This window comes from Stenotrophomonas sp. (assembly GCF_059505245.1).
Genome location: NZ_JCACKF010000027.1, coordinates 38128 through 60062, shown reverse-complemented (window position 1 = coordinate 60062; position 21935 = coordinate 38128). Strand labels below are relative to the sequence as shown.

The 21935-nt window shown below is 67.3% G+C and carries 20 protein-coding genes; 15 read left to right on the top strand and 5 right to left on the bottom strand.

From position 1 onward, the window contains the following. Window positions 1-525: 525 nt before the first annotated feature. A complete protein-coding gene (locus AC5JLE_RS11405; RefSeq protein ID WP_369334251.1) occupies window positions 526-846 on the bottom strand; it encodes a DUF8588 domain-containing protein in 321 nt (106 codons plus the stop codon). 45 nt (window positions 847-891) lie between these two features. Here AC5JLE_RS11405 and mltB point away from each other — a divergent pair, with 45 nt between their 5' ends. The 3 genes from mltB to AC5JLE_RS11390 all read left to right on the top strand — a co-directional run bounded on the left by mltB (window position 892) and on the right by AC5JLE_RS11390 (window position 4626). Beyond that, the gene (mltB, locus tag AC5JLE_RS11400; protein ID WP_496065316.1) at window positions 892-2037 is read left to right on the top strand and encodes a lytic murein transglycosylase B; all 1146 of its coding nucleotides are present in this window, start codon (window positions 892-894) and stop codon (window positions 2035-2037) included. Further along, window positions 2034-3305 (top strand): septal ring lytic transglycosylase RlpA family protein, encoded by a 1272-nt coding sequence (locus AC5JLE_RS11395; RefSeq protein WP_049443676.1) that lies wholly within the window; start codon window positions 2034-2036, stop codon window positions 3303-3305. The genes mltB and AC5JLE_RS11395 overlap by 4 nt, the downstream gene beginning before the upstream one ends. A 100-nt stretch (window positions 3306-3405) precedes the next feature. Continuing rightward, window positions 3406-4626, top strand: coding sequence for a D-alanyl-D-alanine carboxypeptidase family protein (locus tag AC5JLE_RS11390; RefSeq protein ID WP_049449942.1), 1221 nt, complete (start codon window positions 3406-3408; stop codon window positions 4624-4626). A 341-nt stretch (window positions 4627-4967) separates the two neighbouring features. On the opposite strand, the gene AC5JLE_RS11385 is transcribed toward AC5JLE_RS11390, so the two are convergent. Beyond that, window positions 4968-6026 carry a lipid A deacylase LpxR family protein gene (locus tag AC5JLE_RS11385; RefSeq protein WP_080281880.1) on the bottom strand — a complete coding sequence of 353 codons (1059 nt, stop codon included), beginning with the start codon at window positions 6024-6026 and terminating at the stop codon, window positions 4968-4970. A gap of 352 nt (window positions 6027-6378) precedes the next feature. Here AC5JLE_RS11385 and AC5JLE_RS11380 point away from each other — a divergent pair, with 352 nt between their 5' ends. The 7 genes from AC5JLE_RS11380 to gnd all read left to right on the top strand — a co-directional run bounded on the left by AC5JLE_RS11380 (window position 6379) and on the right by gnd (window position 13792). Then, window positions 6379-6657, top strand: coding sequence for a YbeD family protein (locus AC5JLE_RS11380; RefSeq protein WP_005411067.1), 279 nt, complete (start codon window positions 6379-6381; stop codon window positions 6655-6657). After that, window positions 6645-7355, top strand: a complete 711-nt coding sequence (lipB, locus tag AC5JLE_RS11375; protein ID WP_014648440.1) for a lipoyl(octanoyl) transferase LipB — start codon at window positions 6645-6647, stop codon at window positions 7353-7355. The genes AC5JLE_RS11380 and lipB overlap by 13 nt, the downstream gene beginning before the upstream one ends. An 18-nt stretch (window positions 7356-7373) precedes the next feature. After that, entirely contained in the window at window positions 7374-8384 is a 1011-nt protein-coding gene (gene lipA, locus AC5JLE_RS11370; RefSeq protein ID WP_014648439.1) for a lipoyl synthase, read from the top strand. Window positions 8385-8631: 247 nt separating this feature from the next. Continuing rightward, window positions 8632-10809 carry a carboxy terminal-processing peptidase gene (locus tag AC5JLE_RS11365; RefSeq protein ID WP_142235160.1) on the top strand — a complete coding sequence of 726 codons (2178 nt, stop codon included), beginning with the start codon at window positions 8632-8634 and terminating at the stop codon, window positions 10807-10809. A 214-nt stretch (window positions 10810-11023) separates the two neighbouring features. Beyond that, on the top strand, window positions 11024-11620 hold the full coding sequence (locus AC5JLE_RS11360) for a DUF2242 domain-containing protein (RefSeq protein WP_032960208.1): 597 nt from the start codon (window positions 11024-11026) through the stop codon (window positions 11618-11620). A gap of 17 nt (window positions 11621-11637) precedes the next feature. After that, entirely contained in the window at window positions 11638-12876 is a 1239-nt protein-coding gene (locus AC5JLE_RS11355) for a hypothetical protein (RefSeq protein ID WP_496065317.1), read from the top strand. A 10-nt stretch (window positions 12877-12886) separates the two neighbouring features. Then, entirely contained in the window at window positions 12887-13792 is a 906-nt protein-coding gene (gene gnd / locus AC5JLE_RS11350; protein WP_014648435.1) for a phosphogluconate dehydrogenase (NAD(+)-dependent, decarboxylating), read from the top strand. 336 nt (window positions 13793-14128) lie between these two features. Here gnd and AC5JLE_RS11345 read toward each other — a convergent pair whose 3' ends face one another. Further along, window positions 14129-15172, bottom strand: coding sequence for an oxidoreductase (locus AC5JLE_RS11345; RefSeq protein ID WP_496065315.1), 1044 nt, complete (start codon window positions 15170-15172; stop codon window positions 14129-14131). 170 nt (window positions 15173-15342) lie between these two features. Between AC5JLE_RS11345 and AC5JLE_RS11340 the strand changes: the two genes are divergently transcribed. The 4 genes from AC5JLE_RS11340 (at window position 15343) to AC5JLE_RS11325 (ending at window position 19689) form a co-directional block, all read left to right on the top strand. Beyond that, window positions 15343-15726, top strand: coding sequence for a BON domain-containing protein (locus tag AC5JLE_RS11340; protein WP_014648433.1), 384 nt, complete (start codon window positions 15343-15345; stop codon window positions 15724-15726). A 192-nt stretch (window positions 15727-15918) separates the two neighbouring features. Further along, entirely contained in the window at window positions 15919-17736 is a 1818-nt protein-coding gene (locus tag AC5JLE_RS11335; RefSeq protein ID WP_046432554.1) for a sensor histidine kinase, read from the top strand. Next, window positions 17733-18173 carry a response regulator gene (locus AC5JLE_RS11330; RefSeq protein WP_005411057.1) on the top strand — a complete coding sequence of 147 codons (441 nt, stop codon included), beginning with the start codon at window positions 17733-17735 and terminating at the stop codon, window positions 18171-18173. The genes AC5JLE_RS11335 and AC5JLE_RS11330 overlap by 4 nt, the downstream gene beginning before the upstream one ends. A gap of 4 nt (window positions 18174-18177) precedes the next feature. After that, a complete protein-coding gene (locus tag AC5JLE_RS11325) occupies window positions 18178-19689 on the top strand; it encodes an ATP-binding response regulator (protein ID WP_046432552.1) in 1512 nt (503 codons plus the stop codon). 75 nt (window positions 19690-19764) lie between these two features. Here the strand turns inward: AC5JLE_RS11325 and AC5JLE_RS11320 are convergent, their stop codons facing one another. Continuing rightward, window positions 19765-20508 carry a proteasome-type protease gene (locus AC5JLE_RS11320; RefSeq protein WP_496065314.1) on the bottom strand — a complete coding sequence of 248 codons (744 nt, stop codon included), beginning with the start codon at window positions 20506-20508 and terminating at the stop codon, window positions 19765-19767. An 89-nt stretch (window positions 20509-20597) separates the two neighbouring features. Between AC5JLE_RS11320 and folK the strand changes: the two genes are divergently transcribed. Continuing rightward, complete coding sequence (folK, locus tag AC5JLE_RS11315) at window positions 20598-21083, top strand: 2-amino-4-hydroxy-6-hydroxymethyldihydropteridine diphosphokinase (protein WP_014648428.1); 486 nt, start codon at window positions 20598-20600, stop codon at window positions 21081-21083. Window positions 21084-21148: 65 nt separating this feature from the next. On the opposite strand, the gene AC5JLE_RS11310 is transcribed toward folK, so the two are convergent. Beyond that, window positions 21149-21886 carry a pteridine reductase gene (locus tag AC5JLE_RS11310; protein WP_014648427.1) on the bottom strand — a complete coding sequence of 246 codons (738 nt, stop codon included), beginning with the start codon at window positions 21884-21886 and terminating at the stop codon, window positions 21149-21151. Between the last annotated feature and the right edge of the window lie 49 nt (window positions 21887-21935).

Sequence of the window (21935 nt, the reverse complement as noted above, 5' to 3'; positions counted from 1 at the left end):
GCCTTTAATCCGTCCCTGGAGGCTTGGCAGCCGAAGCCTGGCGGCTGACACCCCCGCGTACCCAACCCGACCGGCTTCTGACAGATTTCGGAGGTCTGCCACCCACGGAGAAGAAAAAGAAGATCAAAAGCGGATCGCGACGCTGCGCTTGCTCGTGAGCCGAGCATGGCTCGGCTCTACACACGGCAATGAAGCGACCCGCCAGGCCGCCTCTGCTTTTGATCTTCTCTTTACTTCGCCGTGGGTAGACGCGCACGGAACCTGTCCGTGGCCGGGTAGAGGGGCTGCGCAGGGGCGTGAGCCGCATGGATGCGGCGACCGAGCTTACATGGACGTACTTGCAGCGGCCCCTGCGCAGCCCGTCTACCCGGCCCCACCCATGAACTGCTTTTCGCGGCCACCCACGAGGGGCTGCGCCGTTGGCTGGAAACTTCCTGACTGCGCAACGCCCGTTGTGGAAGCGTTCTCACACCGATGCACGACAGCACGCCCGCTGACGAAAGTCCGTAAAAAACGTTAGCTGGTTCACACTTTTACACCGCGTTGATCTTGATCAATGGACTTGTCGTAATCGGCCTGCACAATGGCGGCCCGTTCGGCACGGCGCGCCGTCAATCGTTGCAGCGCGAGGGGGCGTCGGGCGGGAAGCAGTACTGATCCAACGGGTACAGGGAGCGCGGGGCACTGCCACTGGGGAGCGGCAGCCGCGCAGGTACCGACCGGATCCGGTCGCCGGTTGCGTCTGCGGGGATGGGGACGCAACCGGCAACCTCTATCTGAATGGGGAAGGGCGATCACGATGCCTTCACATTTCCCGCTGGTCGCAGGCAAATCGTTGTGATTCATGGTGTTAGGGGTTTTAATTCATCCATGACCTGCTAACCTGCGACGATGATTCGACGCACTCTGGCCTGCATGCTCACCCTCGGCCTGGTCGCCTGCGCGACCCAGCCGAAGTCCCCACCGTCTTCGCCCCAGGCCAGCAGTACGCCGCGCCAGCCCGCCGCCAAGGCCCATGGCCCGGCCGAGGCCGCGCCTGAAGCCACCGCCGCCACCGCGGCGCCTGTCGATCTCACCCCGGTGCCGTTCGAGGTCGCACGGGCCCGCTTCATTGCCGATACCGCCAAGCGCTATGGCCTGAAGCCGGAGCAGATCAGCAGCGTGCTCGACCAGGCGCAGGTGCGCCAGCCGATCATCGCCGCGATGTCGCGCCCGGCCGAACGGGTCAAGCCGTGGAATGAGTACCGGCCGATGTTCATCAGCAAGGCGCGCATCGATGGCGGCCGCGCGTTCCTGGCCGAACACCGCGCCGAACTGGATCGCGTGCAGCAGCGCACCGGCGTGCCGGCCGAAGTGATCGTCGCGATCATCGGTGTGGAAACCAGCTACGGCAGGAATGCTGGCAGCCATCGCGTGCTCGATGCGCTGTACACGCTGGCGTTCTATTACCCGCGCAGCGGCGACCCGGCCAAGCTGGAACGCGAAGTGCGCCGCGAGCTGTTCTTCCGCGATGAGCTGGCCAAGCTGTTCGAGCTGGGCCGCGAAGAGAACCTGGACATCACCACGCTCAAGGGCAGCTATGCCGGCGCGATGGGCATGGGCCAGTTCATGCCGTCCAGCTATCTGGATTACGCCGTGGACGGAAACGGTGATGGCCGCCGCGACCTGTTCACCAGCTACGACGACGTGTTCTCGTCCATCGCCAACTACTTCGTGAAGAAGGGCGGCTGGGTGCGTGGCGGACAGGTGGCCGTGCCGGCCACGCTGGCGCCGGGACGCGAGGAGTTCAATCCGACCGAATGGATGCCGACCTGGTCGATGGCCGACCTGGCGCAGCGCGGCTACCAGCCGAGCGCGTCGGTGCAGCCGGGCGCCACCGCCACCCCGATCACGCTTGAAGGCAGCACCGGCAAGCAGTACTGGCTGGGCTTCCAGAACTACTACGCGATCACCCGCTACAACCTCTCGAAGATGTACGCGATGGCCGTGTTCCAGTTGTCCCAGGCCATCGCCGGACAGGAGCTGCCCCCGGCATGAACATCAGATGGCTGGTCCCAGGCTTGATCGTCCTCGCGTTGGCTGCCTGCAGCAGCGCGCCGAAGAAGCCGGCCACGGCCGGCCATGGTGGCAAGTCGGGTGGCACCCTGGTGCAGGGGCGCGGCTCGCGCCCGGCACACTGTCCGGAAGGGTCGCCGTACGCGGCGGCCAAGGAAGACCTGAGTACCCGCGGCAACTACACCGCCGGTGGCCTGTACAAGCCGGGCGTGCGCGACAGCACGCCGGATTACATTCCCAACGTGGCCTGCATTCCCGAGCCGGAAGTGACCGCCGAGGAGCGCTCGGCGATCGGCAACAAGTCGCCGTACGTGGTGCTGGGCAAGTCGTACAAGGTGCTCGACGATACCCATGACTATGTCGAGCGCGGCACCGCGTCGTACTACGGCGCCAAGTTCCATGGTCGCCTGACCTCCAACCGCGAGGTCTACGACATGTACCAGTTCACCGCCGCGCACAAGACGCTGCCGCTGCCCAGCTTCGCCCGCGTGACCAACCTCGACAACGGCGAGTCGGTGATCGTGCGCGTCAACGATCGCGGCCCGTTCCACGATGGCCGCGTGGTCGATCTCAGTTATGCCGCCGCGGTGCGCCTGGGCATCACCCAGCGCGGCACCGGCAACGTCGAAGTGCGCGCGCTGCAGCCGGGCGAGAGCAACCTGCTGGCGCAGAAGCCGTCGCGCCGCGAGCGTCGTGCCGCCGAAGCGGCAGCCGCGGTGGCAAGTGCGCGCCCGGCACCGACCGCGCGCGCAACCGCCGACAGCGATATCGATCGCCTGGTCAAGGGTCTGCCGGCCGATGGCATGCCGGCGCGTGGCCAGCCGGCCACCACCCAGGGTGTGGCCAGCACTGTGCCAGATGTGGCGGTCAGCAGCCTGCCGCCGAGTGCGCCGCTGGTGCGCAGCACTGCACCGGCACCGGTTGCAGTCGCCAGCGCTGCGCCGCGCGCCGTCGCGCCGGCACCGGTGCGCACCGTCGCCGCTACGCCGGCGGCACCCAGCCTGTCGCAGCAGGTGGTGGGCGCGGTGATGGTGCAGGTCGCCAGCTTCTCCAGCCGAGACAACGCCAACCGCGCGATGGGCCAGCTCAATGCCGCAGGCATCGTCGGCGCGACCATCAGCGATATCGCCGCCGGTGGCCGCACGCTGTTCCGCCTGCGCGTTCCCGCCAACGACCATGCCAGTGCGGCGGAACTTGTCGGCCGCATCGCCGGTCTGGGCCTGGGTTCGCCGCAGATCGTCAAGGATTGATCCGCCCGGGCCGGTGCTGCCGGCCCATGCTCCCCCGGCCTTACAATGGCCGTTACGTTCCACCCTCCATTCCCGGCCGTCCCCTGGAGCCTGCTGTCCAATGAATTTCCGTTCCGCCGCCACCGCCCTGGCCGCCACCCTGGTGGTGGGCCTGGCTTCCGCCCAGACGCCGCTGCCGACCCCGGCCACGCCGGCGCCTGCCGCCGCCGCTGCTGCCCCGGCCACCGTCGCCACTCCGCCGGCCCCGGCGCCGAGCGTGTCCAAGGCCTGGGTCCTGATGGATTACGCCACCGGCCAGGTGCTGGCTGGCGAGAACATCCACGAGCAGCTGGCCCCGGCCAGCATCACCAAGGTGATGACGTCCTACGTGATCGCCGCCGAGGTCAAGAACGGCAAGGTCCGTGCGGATGACCAGGTGATGATGAGCGAGCGCGCCTGGCGCGAGGGTGGCGCCGGCACCGATGGCAGCTACAGCGGCTTCCCGGTCAACCAGACCGCACGCCTGGAAGACATGGAAAAGGGCATGGCGATCCAGTCCGGCAATGACGCCGCGATCGCCCTGGCCGAGCACGTGGCCGGCAGCGAAGAAGCCTTTGCGTCGCTGATGAACAGCTACGCCGCCAAGATCGGCATGAAGGACTCGCACTTCGTCAACGCCCATGGCCTGACCGCACAGGGCCACCACAGCACCGCCTACGACCTGGCGCTGCTGGGCCGCGCAATGGTGCGTGATTACCCGGAAACCTACGCGTACAACAAGATCAAGGAATTCCAGGTCGGCAACATCAAGCAGCCGAACCGCAACCTGCTGTTGTGGCGCGATGGCAGCGTGGACGGCATCAAGACCGGCCACACTTCCGAAGCCGGCTACTGCCTGATGAGCTCGGCCCAGCGTGGTGACCAGCGCCTGATCGCCGTGGTGCTGGGTGGTGCGTCGGAGAAGCAGCGTGCCGACGACAGCCTGGCCCTGCTGAACTGGGGCTTCCGCTTCTTCGAGACCCACCGCCTGTACGAGCCGGGCAAGGCCGTGGCCGAGCACAAGGTCTGGAAGGGCACCACCGACAAGGTGCAGCTGGGCGTGGCCCAGCCGATGCTGGTGAGCGTGCCGCGCGGCCGCTACAACGACCTGAAGCCGAGCATCGACGTGCCCAAGACCCTGGAAGCACCGTTCACTGCCGGCCAGCAGATCGGCACCGTGAAGGTCACGCTGGATGGCAAGGTCATCGCCGAGGCACCGCTGGTGGCCGTGGCCGCCGTCGAGCAGGCCGGCTTCTTCAAGCGCCTGTGGGACAGCTTCTGGATGTGGTGGGAATCGGAATGATCCACGCCTTTGCGTGGTGAACGAAAAGGCCGGCAAATGCCGGCCTTTTCTGTTTCGGAAGGCCGCTTCCCCCCGCACGCGGGGGGTAGAGCCGGCCGCTGGCCGGCTCCGCGTGAGCCCATCCGGATGCGGGTCGTGCCGGCCGCTGGCCGGCTCCCCATGACCCCACCCGGATGCGGGTAGAGCCGGCCGCTGGCCGGCTCCCCAGCAACTCATCCGGAACTGCCGGCAGCCGGCCAGCGGCCGGCACCACCTGCAGCGCCTGACTTGCAGCGAGCGATGCGGTAACCGGTGTGCCGACCAACGGTCGGCACCTACCCGCTTCACCCTCAGCCCCTCGCCTACAGCGAGCGGCTGATGGTGAAACTGCCGAACACCGGCGATTGGCGCTGGCCGTTGAACTCCCGCGTGCTGTGGTAACGCGCAGCGGCGAACTTCCAGCGTCCGTACATCACGGCCACGCCATAGCCGCCGTAGGCCACCACATGGCGCTTGTCCACGCTGTGACTGTTGCGGAACGTGTTGCCATCCAGCGTGATGTCGCGGATCACCCAGGCCGCGTCCGAGGTCGCGAACAGGTGCCAGGACCAGCCATTGGGACGGCCGCTGCGGGTCGGTGCCGTGTTCTCACCGGCCGGGCGCAACGGCGTGCTGCCGAAGTCGTCCGGCAGCTTCCAGCCGAAGCGCACTTCACCGCCGAGGTTGGCCTTGGTTTCCAGGTTGCCGATCGAGCCGCCGTAGTGGCTGATCGCGTCCCAACCCCAGCCGTCGGCATTGATGCTGGCATCACCCGGCCAGCGGCGCATGCGCTCATGGGTCAGCATGAACAGCGGCTCGTTGTGCAGCTGGTTGTCCCAGCCCTTGAATTTCTCGTCGCCCAGCACTTCGTGCACGGCATTCTGCACCTGCTTGCCCTGTGCCCACGGGCCAACTACGCCCAACGTCAGCTGGGTGGTCTGCAGGCGGTCGCCGCTGCGCGCATTGAAACCGAAATTTGCGATCAGTACGCCCGCGTAAGGGCGGTCGTCCTCGATCAGGTCCCTGCGGCTGAAATCGGTCGGGGTGAAGATGCCCTGGCCGATGCTGAAGATCATGTTCTGCTGTTCGAACCTGCCCGGATGCAGGCCTTCCAGGTACTGGTTCACCCAGCGCGCCATGCGTGGAAGGCACGGGTCGTCGGTGTAATCGACCAGATTGGGCGAGACCAGGGTCAACAGCGCACCGTTGGTATAGCCCTGGTCCTGGTGGCGGCCGCCGAACAGGTCGTTGTCGACGCGGAAATTGACCTGCGGCGGGTGATCGCGCATCGCGTCCGGGCCACATTGTTCGGCCGCCTGGGCGGCAAAGGGGAGGGCAGAGGCCAGCAGGCCGGCCAGCCCGAGGGCTGCGACACTACGCATGGATGGAATGCTCATGGGGAAGGAGGCGGTTTTCTGTCGTTTTCTGCAACGCTACGGTACTCGTGCCCGCGCGCCGGAACGAGCACGTTGGGATCACTTGTCTGTTCCGAAAACAACATTGTCCGGCGGACACAATTCGTTACCCGCGCACGCGCCGCAGGCCTGGCGTGAAGGCGACTGCAGGCCGCGCGCACGATGCCCCGGTCAGTGAGGGGCCGAAAGAACCAGTCAGCTGCCGTTGGGCTCTCCGCCCCCGCTTTTGGGCCAGCTGCAACGCAGCAGGCCGCCAGTGCTGTCTTTGACGTTGATGAATACTCTTGGGTTTGTTGCCCTGCGGCCCGATAATGGGGCCATGGAAATCAAGTCCGACAACCCCGACCACGGCTTCCAGTTCCCCGGCCAGTTCGAGCTCAGCGCCATGGGCCCGGCCAACCGCGGCCTGGAGCATGAGCTTCCCCGTCTGCTGCTGGCTGCCGGCATCGATGTGGTGAACGAACGCATCAGCTGGAAGCATTCGTCCAACGGCAAGTACGTGTCCGTCCGCATCGTGTTCAAGGCCGAGAGCCGCGAGCAGTACGACCTGGCGCACCAGGCGCTGCGCGACCACCCGGAAGTGAAGTGGACGCTGTAGCCGACAGCTGCCCGGCCGAAGCCGCCCCGGAAGACCGCGCGCCGCGTCCGGCGGTGGTCCGCGACCTCGGCCGCCAGGCGTACGAGCCGGTGTGGCGCGCCATGCAGCGCTTCACCGACCAGCGCAGCGACGCCGACGCCGACGAACTGTGGGTAGTCGAGCACGATCCGGTGTTCACCCTGGGCCAGGCCGGCAAGGATGAGCACGTGCTGGCGCCGGGTGACATCCCCGTGCTGCACGTGGACCGTGGCGGCCAGGTGACCTATCACGGGCCCGGCCAGATCGTGGTCTACCCGCTGTTGCGCCTGCCGCGGCTGGGCATCGGTGTGCGCGACTACGTGTGCCGCATCGAGCAGGCCCTCATCGATACCCTGGCCGAGTGGAACATCGGCGCCGAACGCCGCGAGGGCGCCCCGGGCGTCTACGTCGGTGGCGCCAAGATCGCTGCGCTTGGCATCCGCGTGCGCCGCGGCTGCACTTTCCATGGCCTGGCCTTCAACGTGGCCATGGACCTGGAACCCTTCCACCGCATCAACCCCTGTGGCTATCAGGGGTTGCAGGTGACCTCGGTGGTAGACTTGGGCGGCCCCTCCGGGCTGGATGCCGTCAAGCCGGTGCTGCTGGACCACCTGGCCCGCCAGTTCGGCCTGCTGCTGCAGCACACGCCGGAACTGCCCGATCTTTCTGCGGCCGCCTGACCGCCCCCCGGAACTGCCATGACTGAAACCACCGCCCGTTCCATTCCCCTGCAGATCGTGCAGGGCGACTCTCCGTCCGCCGCGCCGTTGCAGGCCGGGGTCAAGCAGCTGGGCGGTGACAAGATCAACCGTTCGCCGGTGCAGTTCGCCGACGCGCCGGTGCTGCGCAAGCCGTCCTGGATCCGCGTGCGCATTCCCTCGGGCAACGCCGTGCAGAACCTCAAGGCCAAGCTGCGCGAGAACCGCCTGGTGACGGTGTGCGAGGAAGCCAGCTGCCCGAACATCCACGAATGCTTCGGCCATGGCACCGCCACCTTCATGATCCTCGGCGAGGTCTGCACCCGCCGCTGCTCGTTCTGCGACGTGGCCCATGGCCGCCCGAAGCCGCCGGATGCCAACGAACCGGCCAGCCTCGGCCAGACCGTGGCCGACATGGGCCTGAAGTACGTGGTGGTGACCAGCGTCGACCGCGATGACCTGCGTGACGGCGGTGCCCAGCACTTCGTCGACTGCATCACCGCCATCCGCGAAAAGTCGCCGGGTACCCGCATCGAAGTGCTGACCCCGGACTTCCGTGGCAAGGGCCGCATGGAGCGCGCGCTGGAGATCCTGGCGCAGAACCCGCCGGATGTGTTCAACCACAACATCGAGACCGTGCCGGACCTGTACCGCAACGTGCGCCCGGGTGCGGACTACCAGTGGTCGCTGAACCTGCTGAAGAACTTCAAGGCACAGCACCCGGACGTGCCGACCAAGAGCGGCATCATGCTGGGCCTGGGCGAAGACTTCGAACAGATCAAGGCCACCATGCGCGACCTGCGCGCGCACGATGTGGACATGATCACCATCGGCCAGTACCTGCAGCCGACCGCGCATCACCACCCGGTACTGAAGTACTGGACCCCCGAGGACTACAAGGCGCTGGAAGACTACGGCTACGCGCTGGGCTTCAGCCACGTGGCGTCCGGCCCGATGGTGCGCTCGTCGTACCACGCTGACGTGCAGGCCAAGGGCGCCGGCGTCTCCTGAGGTGGGTGCGGACCGTTGGTCCGCATACCTCTGCCTGCCGTAGAGCCGAGCCCATGCTCGGCTGCCTGCTGCCGGCCAGCCGAGCATGGGCTCGGCTCTGCATGCATTCACAATTTGCTACACCGGCCCGGCTAGGCTGGTTTTCCACCGAGCGCGGCCGGATGACAAACCCGGCAACTTTCGGCACTGTCGTGGTGTCTGAACACCCTGCAGTCTCCCCCTTGGCAAGGCGCCTTCGAGCACGTCAATGAAATTCAAAGCCCCCGCATTCCTGATGGCCCTGGCGCTGGTCGCGCCGCTGGCGCTGGCGGCCAAGGCCGACTCGCCCGCATTGCCCGCGGCGGCCACCGCCGATCAGGTGACCACCTCCAAGCTGGTGTACGGCCTGTTGTCCGACAGCCGCTACGCCTACCGCCCGCGCGCGCTGGACGAGGCCACCTCCAAGGACGTGTTCAAGCGCTACCTGGAGACCCTGGACGGCGGCAAGCAGTACTTCACCCAGGCCGACGTGGCGCGCTTCGCGCCGTTCGAAGCCAACATCTCTTCGGCCATCCGTGGCGGCGAGCTGGAGCCGGCGTTCCAGGTGTTCGCGGTCTACAAGCAGCGCGTCGGCGAGCGCGTGGCCTATGCGCGCAAGCTGCTCAAGCAGGAGCCGGACTTCACCACCGACGAGCGCTTCGAATACGACCGCAAGAAGGTTCCGTGGGCGGCCAGCAGTGCCGAACTGGATGAGCTGTGGCGCAAGTCGGTGAAGAACGACTGGCTGCGCCTGAAGCTGGCCGGCAAGAAGCCGGACGACATCCGCAAGACGCTGGACAAGCGCTACGCGACGCTGGAGAAGTCGGTCAACGAGCTGAAGGGCGAAGACGTCTTCCAGTTCTTCATGAACGCCTACACCAGCGCTGTCGATCCGCACACCGACTACTTCACCCCGCGCACCGCCGAGAACTTCAACCAGGCGATGTCGCTGTCGCTGGAAGGCATCGGTGCGCAGCTGCAGCGGCAGGACGACATGGTGGTGATCCGCGAGATCATCGCCGGTGGTCCGGCCGCAGTGGACGGCACCCTGAAGCCGGGGGACCGCATCGTCGGCGTTGGCCAGGGCAAGTCCGGCCTGGTCGAGGATGTGATCGGCTGGCGCATCGACGACGTCGTGGCCAAGATCCGCGGTGCCAAGGATACCCAGGTCAAGCTGGAATTCATCCCGGCCGCCGAGGGCGTGGACGGCAAGCACCACACGCTGGTCCTGACCCGCCAGAAGGTGCGCCTGGCCGAACAGGCCGCCAAGGGCGAGACCATGAGCATCCCGGCCGCCAACGGCGAACCGGCGCGCAGGATCGGCGTGATCAAGCTGCCGACCTTCTACCAGGACTTCGAAGGCCGTCGCCGCAATGCCGCTGACTACGCTTCGGCCACCCGCGACGTCGCCAAGCTGCTGGCCGGCTTCAGGAACGACAAGCTGGATGGCGTGGTGCTGGACCTGCGCAACAACGGGGGCGGCTCGCTGGATGAAGCGATCGAACTGACCGGCCTGTTCATTGAACAGGGCCCGGTGGTGCAGGTGCGCGAGTCCGGTGGCCGCGTTACCGTCAACAGCGACCGCAACCAGGGCGTGGCGTGGGACGGCCCGCTGGCGGTGCTGATCAACCGCGGTTCGGCCTCGGCCTCGGAGATCTTCGCCGGTGCCATCCAGGACTACGGCCGTGGCCTGGTGATCGGTGAAACCAGCTTCGGCAAGGGCACCGTGCAGAACATCGTCGACCTCGATCGCTGGCCGAGCGGCGAGACCCAGCGCTTCGGCCAGGTCAAGCTGACCATCGCCCAGTTCTTCCGCATCAGCGGCAGCAGCACCCAGCACAAGGGTGTGGTGCCGGACCTGGCCTTCCCGGCCAGCGTCGATGCCACCGAATTCGGCGAAAGCACGTACGACAACGCCCTGCCGTGGACCCGCATCGCCGCCGTGCCGCACACCCAGTACGGCAACTTCGCGCCGCTGCTGCCGAAGCTGGAGACCCGTCACGACGCGCGCATCGCCACTGACAAGGAATTCCAGTGGTGGAACGAGGACGTGGAGCAGTTCCGCACCGAGGCCGCGAAGAAGTACATCTCGCTCAACGAGGCGACCCGTCGTGCCGAGCGCGAGCGCCAGGACGCCCAGCGCAAGGAGCGCCAGGTGCAGCGCAAGGAACTGGGCCTGGCCCTGGACCCGCTGGCCGACGACAGCAGCGACGATGGCCTGACCGGCAACGAGCGCGACATCGTCAAGGATGCCGCCCGTGAGAAGGCCGCTGAAAAGCGTCCGGACCCGCTGCTGCGCGAGTCGGCCTCGATCCTCGCTGACGCGGTCAATCTGCTGGCCAATGACCGCCCGCTGTCGGCCCAGGTGCTGCCGCAGTCCACCGGCGCGGGGCGCTGGGCGGACTGAGCCGGCCACGGCATGTGACACCTCAGGGGCCGGCATTGCCGGCCCCTCGGCGTAAAAGGGGACGGAGGGAATTAAGTCGTTTGTGGCACAAACGACTTAATTCCCTCCGTCCCCTTTTTCGTGCATGAACCGGGAGCAACGTGGGAGGGTATGTCGACCTGCCGCACACGGGGGTGGGACTACCCTTGGTGCTTCCGTTCTCGCAGGAGTACCCATGCGGGCCTCCCGTCTTTCCAGCGCCGCCGTGGCGCTCACCAGCGCCCTGATCCTCTCGGCCTGCGGTGGCCGTGCCGCCGACAGCACCGTGTTGCGCGAGTCCTTCGACTCCGGCGATACCTTCTCGCGCACGGTCGATGGGCGCCCGGGCGAAGCCTGCGAAGCGGCGCGCCGCACGCTGCTCAGCCAGGGCTATGCCATCGCCCGTTCCGACGATGCACAGGTGGAAGGCAACAAGAACTTCCAGCCGCGCGAGGATGACCATGAGCAGCTGGTGCTGCGCATCTCCTGCGCCCCGCGTGGCGGCCAGACGCTGGTGTTCGTCAGCGCAGTGCAGGATCGCTACGCGCTGAAGAAGAGCCCGACCTCGGCCAGTGTCGGTGTGGGAGCGCTGGGTTCGGTATCGCTGCCCTTCGGCAGCAACGACGACTCGCTGGTGAAGGTGGCCAGCAGCACGGTCACCGATGCCGAGTTCTATCGTCGCTTCTTCCAGCGCCTGCAGCAGTACCTGCCGGCCGCGGCGGGCAAGCCGTCGCCATCGCCGGCAGCGGCACCGGAGCCCGCCCCCGCCCCGGCGGTCACGGACCAGGGCTGAGCGTGCGCGGCAGGTGGCTGATTGCAGCCCTGCTGCTGGCGCCCGCGTGGGTCGTCGCAGCGCCATCCCCGGACTGTACGCAGGGCCTGTTGCAGCGGTTGGGGTGGCGCTTCGAGGATGCCGGGCTGCGCACACCGCAGGTACACAAGGGCCCGGTGTGTACGCGTTCCTCGCTCGCCGCGGCACAGGCAGCGGGTGACCTGCGCGTACGCTGGTCGGCGGATCTGCCTGCAGGCGAACGACAGGCACTGCTGCAGCAGCTGCTGGAAGACCCTGCTACGGTCTGCGCCTATGCCTTCGAGCTGGGGGCGGCCACGCGGCGCGCGACCTCGGCATTGCAGGGCAATGCCACGTTCCGCTTCTCCGGCCCGCAACTGGGCTGGATCGGCTTTGGTCTGCGCGGCGCGCCGGCACAGGGCTGGCAGCGTACGCGCAGTTTCGGCCGTGGCTTCGTGCCCAGTGCGGGCAACAGCCATGCGCTGCAGGCGTTCTACAGCGGTGCCGTGCGCGCCGAGTGCGGTGTCGGCCGCCAGGTCGCGCAGCTGGCCACCCAGCGCGAGCTGTATGGCGATGCTGCGTTCGATACAGAGTTCGCAGCGGATGAACTGTCGATCGGCACCTTCCTCGCGCTGCGCGCCACCGACAGCATCCTGCTTGGCGCGCACGCGGGCGAGTTCTTCGCCGATGGCAAGGCGGTGCGCACCTCGGCGATGGGGCGGCAGGCGTTCGTGGGTGTGCCCGGCTTCATCGAACATGTGTACGACAACGGTACGCTGGATGACCTGAGCAACCAGGCCGAGAACTTCGTGGTCGTCACTGTGGGCGAGGGCGCTGCGCAGGCCCTGGCGCAGCACGGCGGCCTGGCCTGGTACGACCAGCGCAATGCCGAACTCTGGAAACTGGCGCAGGACATCCCGCGCATCGGCCAGCGCTACTTCGAGCGCCTGCTGTTCGAGCGCGATCCGCAGTTGCGCGCACGGCTGGCGCCGCGCTACCACGACACGCTCGCGCGCATGGACCAGCTGCTGGACGATCCGTTCTACCAGCAGTTCGTGATCTATGTGCATCCACGCGGTATACGTCCCATCGGCTACCACGTCGCCCGCCTGCTCGATCGCAACCCGCGAACCCCGTTTTCAATCGACCTGGCGGTGCACAATCTGCATACCACGCTCTACCGGCGTTGGCGCGAGGCGCAGCTGCGCCACTGCGCGGCTACCGGCAGGCCAGGCAGCCTGACCCTAGACCCCAACTGAAGGTGAAACAATGGATATTGCAATGATCGGCCTCGGCCGCATGGGCGCCAACATGGCCCAGCGCCTGCATCGCGGCGGCCACCGCGTGGTCGGCTACGACCCGGGCGAAGGCGCCCGCCAGCGCGCCGCCGAGGCCGGCCTGGAGGTGGTTGATTCGCTGGCCGCCGCCGTGGCCGCGCTGCCGGTGCCGCGCGTGGTGTGGCTGATGGTACCGGCCGGCGAAACCGTCGACCAGACGCTGGGCCAGCTGACCCCGCACCTGGCCGAGGGTGACATCGTCATCGACGGCGGCAACTCCAACTACCAGGACTCGATCCGCCGCGCCAAGGCGCTGGCCGAGGACGATCTGGGCTACGTCGACTGCGGCACCAGCGGTGGCGTGTGGGGCCTGCAGGAGGGCTACAGCCTGATGGTCGGTGGCGAAGCGTCGGTGGTGGAGCAGATCGCACCGTTGCTGCGCACGCTGGCCCCGGCCGAAGATCGTGGGTGGGGGCGCGTCGGCCCGTCCGGTGCCGGCCACTTCACCAAGATGGTCCACAACGGCATCGAGTACGGAATGATGCAGGCCTATGCCGAAGGCTTCGCGCTGATGGAGCGCAAGCAGGAGATGGAACTGGACCTGGCGCAGGTGGCCGAGGTGTGGCGCCACGGCAGCGTGGTGCGTTCGTGGCTGCTGGACCTGAGCACCGAAGCCCTCAAGCGCAATCCTTCGCTGGATGGCATTGCCCCGTACGTGGAGGATTCCGGCGAAGGCCGCTGGACCGTGGCCGAAGCCATCGCGCTGGATGTGCCGGCGCCGGTGATTACGCTGTCGCTGCTGGAACGCCTGCGCTCGCGCGAATCGAATTCGTTCACCGACCGCCTGCTGTCGGCGATGCGCAATGAATTCGGCGGCCACGCCATCAAGAAGTCGTAAGCACTGCGGTGGCGTCAGAGCCCTTCGGCGTTGCCGAAGGGATCCGGCCCCAGGCAGATCGGGGTCGGATCCCTTTCCGCGGGAACGGGCTCTGACCCCATGCAGCCAATCGAGCATGGCTCGACTCTACAAAAGCCTTCTTCGGTCATTGCCACGTCATCCACGCATGGCGTGGATGTGTCGACCAAGGTCGACACCTACCGTCGGGCGCGGATAACTGTCGAAGGCGGGGGGGGCCGCCATCTCACGGGTAGCCGTTTTTTGCAGTTGCTGTTGAGGTTGCCGGCCAGCGGCCGGCACTACCGCTTGTGCGGGTGCAGGGCGAAGCCCTGCCGATCACCCCAACGCGATCCGCCGCCCTTCGCGCGCGCTGTCCATGCCGGCCTGCAGCAACCGCATCAGCTGCAGCGCCTGCACCGGGCTGACCGTGGCTTCGCCCTCGCCGTGCATCGCCGCCGCGAACTGCGCATACAACCGGCGATAGTCGCCGGGCAGGTTGTCGACGGTGCTGCGTTGCACGTTGTCTTCGGTATCGCAGCGCACCAGCTCGCCATGCTGCGGATCGATGCCCCAGCCTGGTGCGCCCGGCGCCACGCCGCGGCGCAGCTGCGCCTCCTGCACGTCCACGCCGTGCTTGATCCAGCTGGCGGCGCTGCCATGCACACTGAAGTGCGGCGTCTGCGCTGCCACCAGGGAACCGGCATGGACGATCGCCCGATGCCGTGGGTAGTGCAGTATTGCGTGGAAGTAATCGATGCCGCCGCCACCTTCGCGCTGCACGGCCAGGTCGGCATCGATTGCCTCGGGCCAGCCGAACAGCACCAGCATCTGGTCCAGCAGGTGCGGACCGAGGTCGTACCACAGGCCACTGCCGGGCCCGTCCTGTTCGCGCCAGCGGTCGCGCACCTGCGGACGGTAACGGTCGAAGTGCGCGTGGCACTCGGCCACGTCGCCCAAGCTGCCTTCGGCCAGCAGCGACTGCAGGGTGAGGAAGTCGGCATCGAAACGCCGGTTCTGGAACACGGTGGCGATGCGCCCGGCATCGCGTGCCGCAGCCAGCACCGTTTCCGCTTCGGCCACATCCAGCGCGAACGGCTTGTCGACCAGCACATGCTTGCCTGCCGCTAGCGCCGCGATGGCCAGTGGCGCGTGCTGTTCGTTCGGCGTGGCGATCACTACGGCATCCACGGCCGGATCATCGAATACCTGCTGCGGCGTGGCACGCACGTGCACATCGCTGAACGCACGCAGCAGGGTGTCGCGTTGTGAACTGACGATGCTGTGCAGCGCCAGCCCGGGGGTGTGCTGGATCAGCGGTGCATGGAAGACGCGGCCGGCGAGGCCGTAGCCGATCAGGGCCAGTTGCAGGTCGGCGCACATGGCAGGGCTCCGGCAGTGGGAAGGGCAGGGTAAACGAAGGGTGCTGGCAGTCCAAAACTGAACGGTTGCCATTGGAAACGTTTCGATTCACGGCGGCATGACCGCAACGCCACGCCTGCTCTACGGTGGGTTGTCCAGACTGGCAGCACATTCCGAAGGAGTACGACACGATGAGCAATACCACCCGCACGCTGATTGCTTCCGCCCTGACCCTGGGCCTGGCGCTGTCCTCCTCGGCCGCATTCGCCAAGGACCCGGCCGCGAAGAGCCCGCCGACCAGCACCCATCCGACGACCCATGCCGATCGTCACGACTCCAATGAGCCGGTGACCGATACCTGGATCACCACCAAGGTGAAGGCCGACCTGCTGGCCAGCAGCAACGTTCCGGGCACCGAGATCAAGGTGGAAACCGTGAACGGCGTGGTCAGCCTGAGCGGTGCCGTCGCTACGCAGGCGGAGAAGGACAAGGCGGTCAACACCGCCAAGGGCATCAAGGGCGTGACCCGCGTCGATGCCGCCGCGCTTAAGGTCAGCGCCGCTGCCAAGCGCTGAGCATCCACCGACCGTTGAACAGGGTGGGCGCCCCGAGGGGGGCGCCCACTCGCGTATGGGGCCGGCTGCGGGGGCCCGTTCAGCCTGCCGCGCTTTGGACTCCAGAGTTGTGATTGCCTGCGCTATATTGCCGGTTCCGCCGCAGCCGGGCTCGTCCCGGGTCCCGCTCTGCGGCCGTGCTGACGAGGAACTATGGCGCTGGTTTTCAGTGACGACATCTGGGACCGCTGGCGGTTGCCGGCCCTGGCGCTGGCGGCTGCCGCGATCATCGTGGTGCCGTGGTTGACCCTGCGCAAACTGCAGCAGGACAGCGAAGAGGCGATGGCCTGGGTCAACCACACCCAGTCCGTTGGTGTGGCGCTGCAACAGCTGCAGGCCGATGTGCGCGACGTCGAATCCGCCGCGCTGACCCTGTCCAAGGGCGTGGATGCGCCCGGCCTGCGCGAGCGGATGGCCAAGGCCAACGAGATCCCCGGGCGCCTGGCCGAACTGGGCCGGATGACGCGTGACAATCCCGATCAGCTGATCCGCATTGGTCGGATCGAATCGATGCTCGAAGGCCGCATGGCGCTTGCCCGCGAGCTGGCCCGGTCCGAACCGAACTCCGACCAGCGTGAGCTGGTGCAGGACCTGAGCACGCGTTATCCGATCCGTGGCCTGGTGGAGGAGCTGCAGGCCAGCGAGCAGAATCTGCTGGCACTGCGCGCCCAGCAGGCCGCGCGCCAGCGCAAGCAGACCGAACTGGTGTCGTGGAGTTCGCTGGCGATCCAGCTGGCCCTGCTCGGCCTGGTGCTGTGGCTGCTGCAGCGGCAGATCGGCCGCCGCCTGCATGCGGAACGGCAATCGCTGCGCTCGGCCGCACGCGCGGCGTCGGTGCTGCAGACCGTGCGCGAACCGATCGTGCTGCTCGACCGCGACCTGCGCGTGCAGCTGCACAACCCGGCGTTCGCCGAACTGTATGACCTGCAGGACGAGCGCGCCGATGGCCTGCTGCTGGAAAACATCGGCGACGGCGCCTGGCGGGATCCGGTGGTGCGCCAGCGCCTGGCCGATGTGCTGTCGCGTGGCCGCGAACTCTGGGACTTCGAGCATGAGCAGCGTACCGCCGATGGCATGGTGCGCTACATGCTGCTCAACGCACGGCGCATGCCGCTGCCCGACACCGATGACGAAGTGGTGCTGCTGACCATCAGCGACGTCACCATGCAGCGCGCAGTGCAGCTGCGCGTGGAAGAGCTGAACCGCCAGCTGGAGGGCAAGGTCGCGCAGGTGTCCGAGGTCAACCGCGAGCTGGAAGCCTTCAGCTACTCGGTTTCGCATGACCTGCGTGCGCCGCTTCGCCACGTGGCCGGATTCTCCGACAAGCTGTCGCGCCACCTCGGCGACGCCGCCGATGACAAGAGCCGGCATTACCTGGAGGTGATCTCCAGTTCGGCCCGGCGCATGGCGGCGCTGATCGACGACCTGCTGGTCTATTCGCGGCTGGGCCGCGCGGCGATGCGCCAGCAGGCGGTGGACATGCAGTCGCTGGTGGCCGATACCCGCGCCATGCTCGATGCCAACCTGCAGGCCGAGGCCGAGAACAGCGGGCATGCGCACCACGTGGAGTGGAGCATCGCGCCGCTGCCGATCGTGGTGGGCGACGAGAACATGATCCGCCAGGTCTGGCTGAACCTGCTCGGCAACGCGGTGAAGTACTCGGGCAACCGCGAGCCGGCGAAGATCCGCGTGGACTACCAGCCGCAGCCCGATGGCGGCCATCAGTTCACGGTCAGCGACAATGGTGCAGGCTTTGACATGGCCTACGCCGGCAAGCTGTTTGGTGTATTCCAGCGCCTGCACAAGGCCAGCGACTACCCGGGTACCGGCATCGGCCTGGCCAGCGTGCGCCGCGTGCTGACCCGCCATGGCGGCCGTATCTGGGCCGAGGCCGAACCGGACGTCGGCGCCACCTTCCACTTCTACCTGCCTCCCGCGATCGACGCGGACAAACAAGGGCCTTCTGCATGACCACTCTGCGCACCATTCTTCTCGCCGAAGACAGCCCGGCGGATGCCGAAATGGCGATCGACGCCCTGGAAGAGGCGCGTCTGGCCAATCCCATCGTGCACGTCGAAGACGGCGTGGAAGTGATGGACTACCTGCTGCGCCGCGGCGCCTTCGCCAATCGCGAGGAAGGCCTGCCGGCGGTGCTGCTGCTGGACATCAAGATGCCGCGCATGGATGGCCTGGAAGTGCTTCGGCAGATCCGCGAGCATGAAGAACTCAAGCGCCTGCCGGTGGTGATCCTGTCGTCCTCGCGCGAGGAAAGCGATCTGGCCCGCAGCTGGGACATGGGCGTGAACGCCTACGTGGTCAAGCCGGTGGACGTGGACCAGTTCTTCGGCGCGGTGCAGACCCTGGGCAAGTTCTGGGCGTTGATCAACCAGGCACCGGAACTCGAGTGAGCCCATGCCCCTGACCGGTCCCGCCCTGGGGGCGCTGCGCATCCTGCTGGTGGAAGACTCACCAGAGGATGCCGAGCTGATGTCCGAACAGATGCTCGACGCGGGCCTGGACGCCCGCTTCGAGCGTGTCGAGAGCGAGGCGGAACTGCGCCAGGCACTGGCTGCGTTCCAGCCGGACATCGTGCTGTCCGACCTGAGCATGCCGGGGTTCTCCGGTGATGACGCGCTGCGCATCGTGCGCGAGACCTCGCCGGACGTGCCCTTCATCTTCGTCTCCGGCACGATGGGTGAGGAGAACGCGGTGGCGGCGCTGCAGAAGGGCGCCAATGACTACATCATCAAGCATCTGCCGGCGCGCCTGCCGTCGGCGGTGGCGCGTGCGATCCGCGATGCACGCAGCGCGGTGGAGCGTGCACGGGTGGAAACCGAGCTGATGCGCGCGCAGCGCCTGGAAAGCCTGTCGCTGCTTGCTGCCGGCCTCAGCCATGACCTGCGCAACATCCTGCAGCCATTGCTGATCATGCCGGACCTGCTGAAGGCGCGCACCGAGGATCCGCAGCTGCACCACCTGGCCGATGTCATCGCCGAGTGCGGTCGCCGTGGTCATGAGATGGCCGAATCGATGCTGTCGTTCGTGCGCGGTTCGCGCAAGCCGAGCGAGCGCATCGAGATCGATGGCCTGTTCGATGCGGTTGCACTGCTGTTGCGCAGCAACGTGCCCGATGCCGTGCGCCTGGAACTGCAGGTGCAGGACGAAGGCCTGGTGGTCGATGCCAACTACACCGAGCTGCAGCAGGTGATGTTGAACCTGGCGCTCAACGCGATCCAGGCGATGCCCAACGGCGGTCGCCTGAGCCTGACCGCCAGCCATGCCGGCCAGCGCGATGGCGTGGACTGGATGCGGATCTGCGTGGCCGATGAAGGCATCGGCATGGATGCCGACACGCTGTCGCACCTGTTCAATCCGTTCTTCACCACCAAGGCCGACGGCACCGGCCTGGGCCTGATTTCCTGCAAGCGCATCGTCGAAGGTGCCGGCGGCAGCATCCATGTCAGCAGCCAGCCGGGGCAGGGCACCTGCTTCGAACTGCACTTGCCGATGCACGAAGCCAGCGACGGCAGTGAGCCGATCGAGCAGCTGGTGGCCCTGGGCAGTGGCCAGTCGATCCTGGTGGTCGATGGCGAGGCCACGCGCCTGTCGTTGCTCGGCAATGCGCTGTCAAGCCAGGGATATCAGCTGCAGCTGGCCTCCGATGGCCCGGCGGCGCTGCGCTGGATGCAGCAGGAGGCAATGCCGGCGCTGGTGATTGCCGACGCCGGCTCGAAGTTGTTGCCGGCCAGCCAGCTGCTGGGCGAGATGGCCACGCTGGGCTATCGCGGCCCGGCGCTGGTGCTGGAAGACGCAGCGGTGGAGGTGGCGGCCGATGCATTTCCCGCTGGCGTGCAGGTGCACGTGCTGCGCAAGCCGCTGCAGATGCAGCAGGTGTTCCGCGCGGTGTCCGAAGCGCTGGGCTGATGTCGCGGTAGTGCCGGCCGCTGGCCGGCATCCCTGTGTGGTGGGATCAACGCGGTTGCCGGCCAGCGGCCGGCACTACCGTCCGTCGGTTTCCCAGGGGAAGCGCGGCAGGGCGTCCACTGCCTGTTCCAGCCGCCGCGACCAGTTCTGGTGGATGTCTGCATACAGCGTGGAATCCGCACCCAGCCGCAGCTGCTGGCCGATGCGCAGTTCGCCGTCGCGCAGCAGCGCCAGGTCGATCGGCAGGCCCACCGACAGGTTGGAACGGATGGTGGAGTCCAACGAGACGATCGCCGTGCGTGCGGCATCCTCCAGACGCGTGGCCGGGCTGAGGATGCGGTCGAGGATCGGCTTGCCGTACTTGGATTCACCGATCTGCAGGTAGGGCGTCTCCGGCGAGGCGGCGATGGCGTTGCCGAGCGGATAGATCATGTACAGCCCGGGGCGCTCGCCGGCGATCTGCCCGCCGAAGATCAGCGTGGCCTGGGTATTGACCCCATCGTGGCCATGTTCGCTGTGGTTGGTGTGCACCTGGCTGTCCACCAGCAGCTGGCCGACGTACTCGGCGGCTTCGAACAGGTGGGGCATGTCGCGCAGGTTGGGCACGCGCCGCTCTGCGGCATCGCGCCCCAGGCGCGACACCAGCAGCTGGGTGGTGGCCAGGTTGCCAGCCGCCATCAGCACGTAGGCTGCCTGGCCGGGATACTCGAACACGTGCAGCTTGCGGTGCACGCGCACATCGTCCAGCGAGGCATTGGTCCGGGTGTCGGCAGCGAAGACCAGGCCCTCGTCCACCTCGATTCCAACGCAATAGGTCATGTCGGTGCCCTATCATGTGCATCCCGGATTGTAGGCAGGCCGCCGTGACGACGGCATGTCCACGCCCCCATTGCTGCCACCTGAACCGCATGACGACCGTGCTCCTGAGCCTGGGCAGCAATGTCCAGCCCCGCCGCTACCTCCACGCCGCGGTGGCGGCCCTGCGCGAGCGCTTCGGCGCGCTGCAGGTATCGCCGGCCTACCGTACCGCCGCGGTCGGCTTCGATGGCCCGGCCTTCCTCAACAATGCGGTGGCGATCGAGACCGATCTGCCGCTGCAGGAGCTGGACGACTGGCTGCACGCGCTGGAAGACGCGCACGGTCGCGACCGCAGCGGGCCGCGCTTCTCCGACCGGACCCTGGACATCGACGTGGTGTTCTATGGCGACCTGGTGCTGGAAGGCCCGGGGCACCTGCGCATCCCGCGGCCGGAGCTGAAGCACGCGTTCGTGCTGAAGCCGCTGGCCGACATCGCGCCGGGCTTCATCGACCCGGTCAGCGGCCAGGACCTGGCCACGCTGTGGCGCGCGCACCCGCAGTTTGGCGAGGCGTTCGAGGTGGTGGATCTGGAGTGACGGGGTCAGATCCCTTTTCCCGCCGGGAAAAGGGATCTGACCCCGTTGTGGACCCCGGCAACCTTTCAGCTGACCGTACGCCCGCCATCCACGCGCAGGGTGTGGCCGGTGACGAAGCTGGCCTCGGCCACCAGCCAGTACACCGCCTCGGCGATCTCCTCGACGGTGCCGATCCGCGCCAAAGGCGTGCGTGCCAGCAGCGCCTCGCGGGCGAAATCATCCTTGCCCTGTTCCGGCCACAGGATCGCACCCGGCGCTACTGCATTGACCCGCACCTTCGGCGCCAGCTCCAGCGCCAGCGCGCGCGTTGCCATCTCCAGCGCGGCCTTGGCCATGGTGTAGGCGATGTGGTCACGCATCGGGTCGGTGCCGTGCAGGTCGGTGAGGTTGACGATGCAGCCCTGCTGGCGGCGCAGGTAGGGCGCTGCCGCCTGTGACAGCAGCAGCGGCGCGCGTGCATTGACCGCATACAGCGCGTCCATCGCCTCGGCGGTGACCTGGCCGAGCGGGGTGGGGAAGAAGTTGGAGGCGTTGTTGACCAGCGCGTCCAGGCGGCCGAAGTGGGTGACGGCCTGTTCGACCAGATCGGCCAGGGCGTCGGCGTCACGCAGGTCGGCCTGCAGGGCCAGCACGCTGCCCGGGCGCACGTTGTCGAAATCGAACGCAGCCTGCTGCAGCTCGGCGCTGGAGGTGTTGGCGTGCAGCACCACCGACCAGCCACAGGCGTGGAACTGGCGGGCGATGGCCGCACCGATCCGGCGCGCGCTGCCGGTGATCAGGACCACGGGGTGGGTATCGCTCATCGAGGGTCCTCCAAGGCTCGGCTATCCTGTGCACCATTGTCACCGCATT

Excerpts from the sequence above, each read along its gene's own strand:
- AC5JLE_RS11405 (WP_369334251.1), bottom strand. The coding sequence starts at position 846 with ATGAATCACAACGATTTGCCTGCGACCAGCGGGAAATGTGAAGGCATC.
- mltB (WP_496065316.1), top strand. The coding sequence starts at position 892 with ATGATTCGACGCACTCTGGCCTGCATGCTCACCCTCGGCCTGGTCGCC.
- AC5JLE_RS11395 (WP_049443676.1), top strand. The coding sequence starts at position 2,034 with ATGAACATCAGATGGCTGGTCCCAGGCTTGATCGTCCTCGCGTTGGCT.
- AC5JLE_RS11390 (WP_049449942.1), top strand. The coding sequence starts at position 3,406 with ATGAATTTCCGTTCCGCCGCCACCGCCCTGGCCGCCACCCTGGTGGTG.
- AC5JLE_RS11385 (WP_080281880.1), bottom strand. The coding sequence starts at position 6,026 with ATGCGTAGTGTCGCAGCCCTCGGGCTGGCCGGCCTGCTGGCCTCTGCC.
- AC5JLE_RS11380 (WP_005411067.1), top strand. The coding sequence starts at position 6,379 with ATGGAAATCAAGTCCGACAACCCCGACCACGGCTTCCAGTTCCCCGGC.
- lipA (WP_014648439.1), top strand. The coding sequence starts at position 7,374 with ATGACTGAAACCACCGCCCGTTCCATTCCCCTGCAGATCGTGCAGGGC.
- AC5JLE_RS11365 (WP_142235160.1), top strand. The coding sequence starts at position 8,632 with ATGAAATTCAAAGCCCCCGCATTCCTGATGGCCCTGGCGCTGGTCGCG.
- AC5JLE_RS11360 (WP_032960208.1), top strand. The coding sequence starts at position 11,024 with ATGCGGGCCTCCCGTCTTTCCAGCGCCGCCGTGGCGCTCACCAGCGCC.
- gnd (WP_014648435.1), top strand. The coding sequence starts at position 12,887 with ATGGATATTGCAATGATCGGCCTCGGCCGCATGGGCGCCAACATGGCC.
- AC5JLE_RS11345 (WP_496065315.1), bottom strand. The coding sequence starts at position 15,172 with ATGTGCGCCGACCTGCAACTGGCCCTGATCGGCTACGGCCTCGCCGGC.
- AC5JLE_RS11340 (WP_014648433.1), top strand. The coding sequence starts at position 15,343 with ATGAGCAATACCACCCGCACGCTGATTGCTTCCGCCCTGACCCTGGGC.
- AC5JLE_RS11335 (WP_046432554.1), top strand. The coding sequence starts at position 15,919 with ATGGCGCTGGTTTTCAGTGACGACATCTGGGACCGCTGGCGGTTGCCG.
- AC5JLE_RS11330 (WP_005411057.1), top strand. The coding sequence starts at position 17,733 with ATGACCACTCTGCGCACCATTCTTCTCGCCGAAGACAGCCCGGCGGAT.
- AC5JLE_RS11325 (WP_046432552.1), top strand. The coding sequence starts at position 18,178 with ATGCCCCTGACCGGTCCCGCCCTGGGGGCGCTGCGCATCCTGCTGGTG.
- AC5JLE_RS11320 (WP_496065314.1), bottom strand. The coding sequence starts at position 20,508 with ATGACCTATTGCGTTGGAATCGAGGTGGACGAGGGCCTGGTCTTCGCT.
- folK (WP_014648428.1), top strand. The coding sequence starts at position 20,598 with ATGACGACCGTGCTCCTGAGCCTGGGCAGCAATGTCCAGCCCCGCCGC.
- AC5JLE_RS11310 (WP_014648427.1), bottom strand. The coding sequence starts at position 21,886 with ATGAGCGATACCCACCCCGTGGTCCTGATCACCGGCAGCGCGCGCCGG.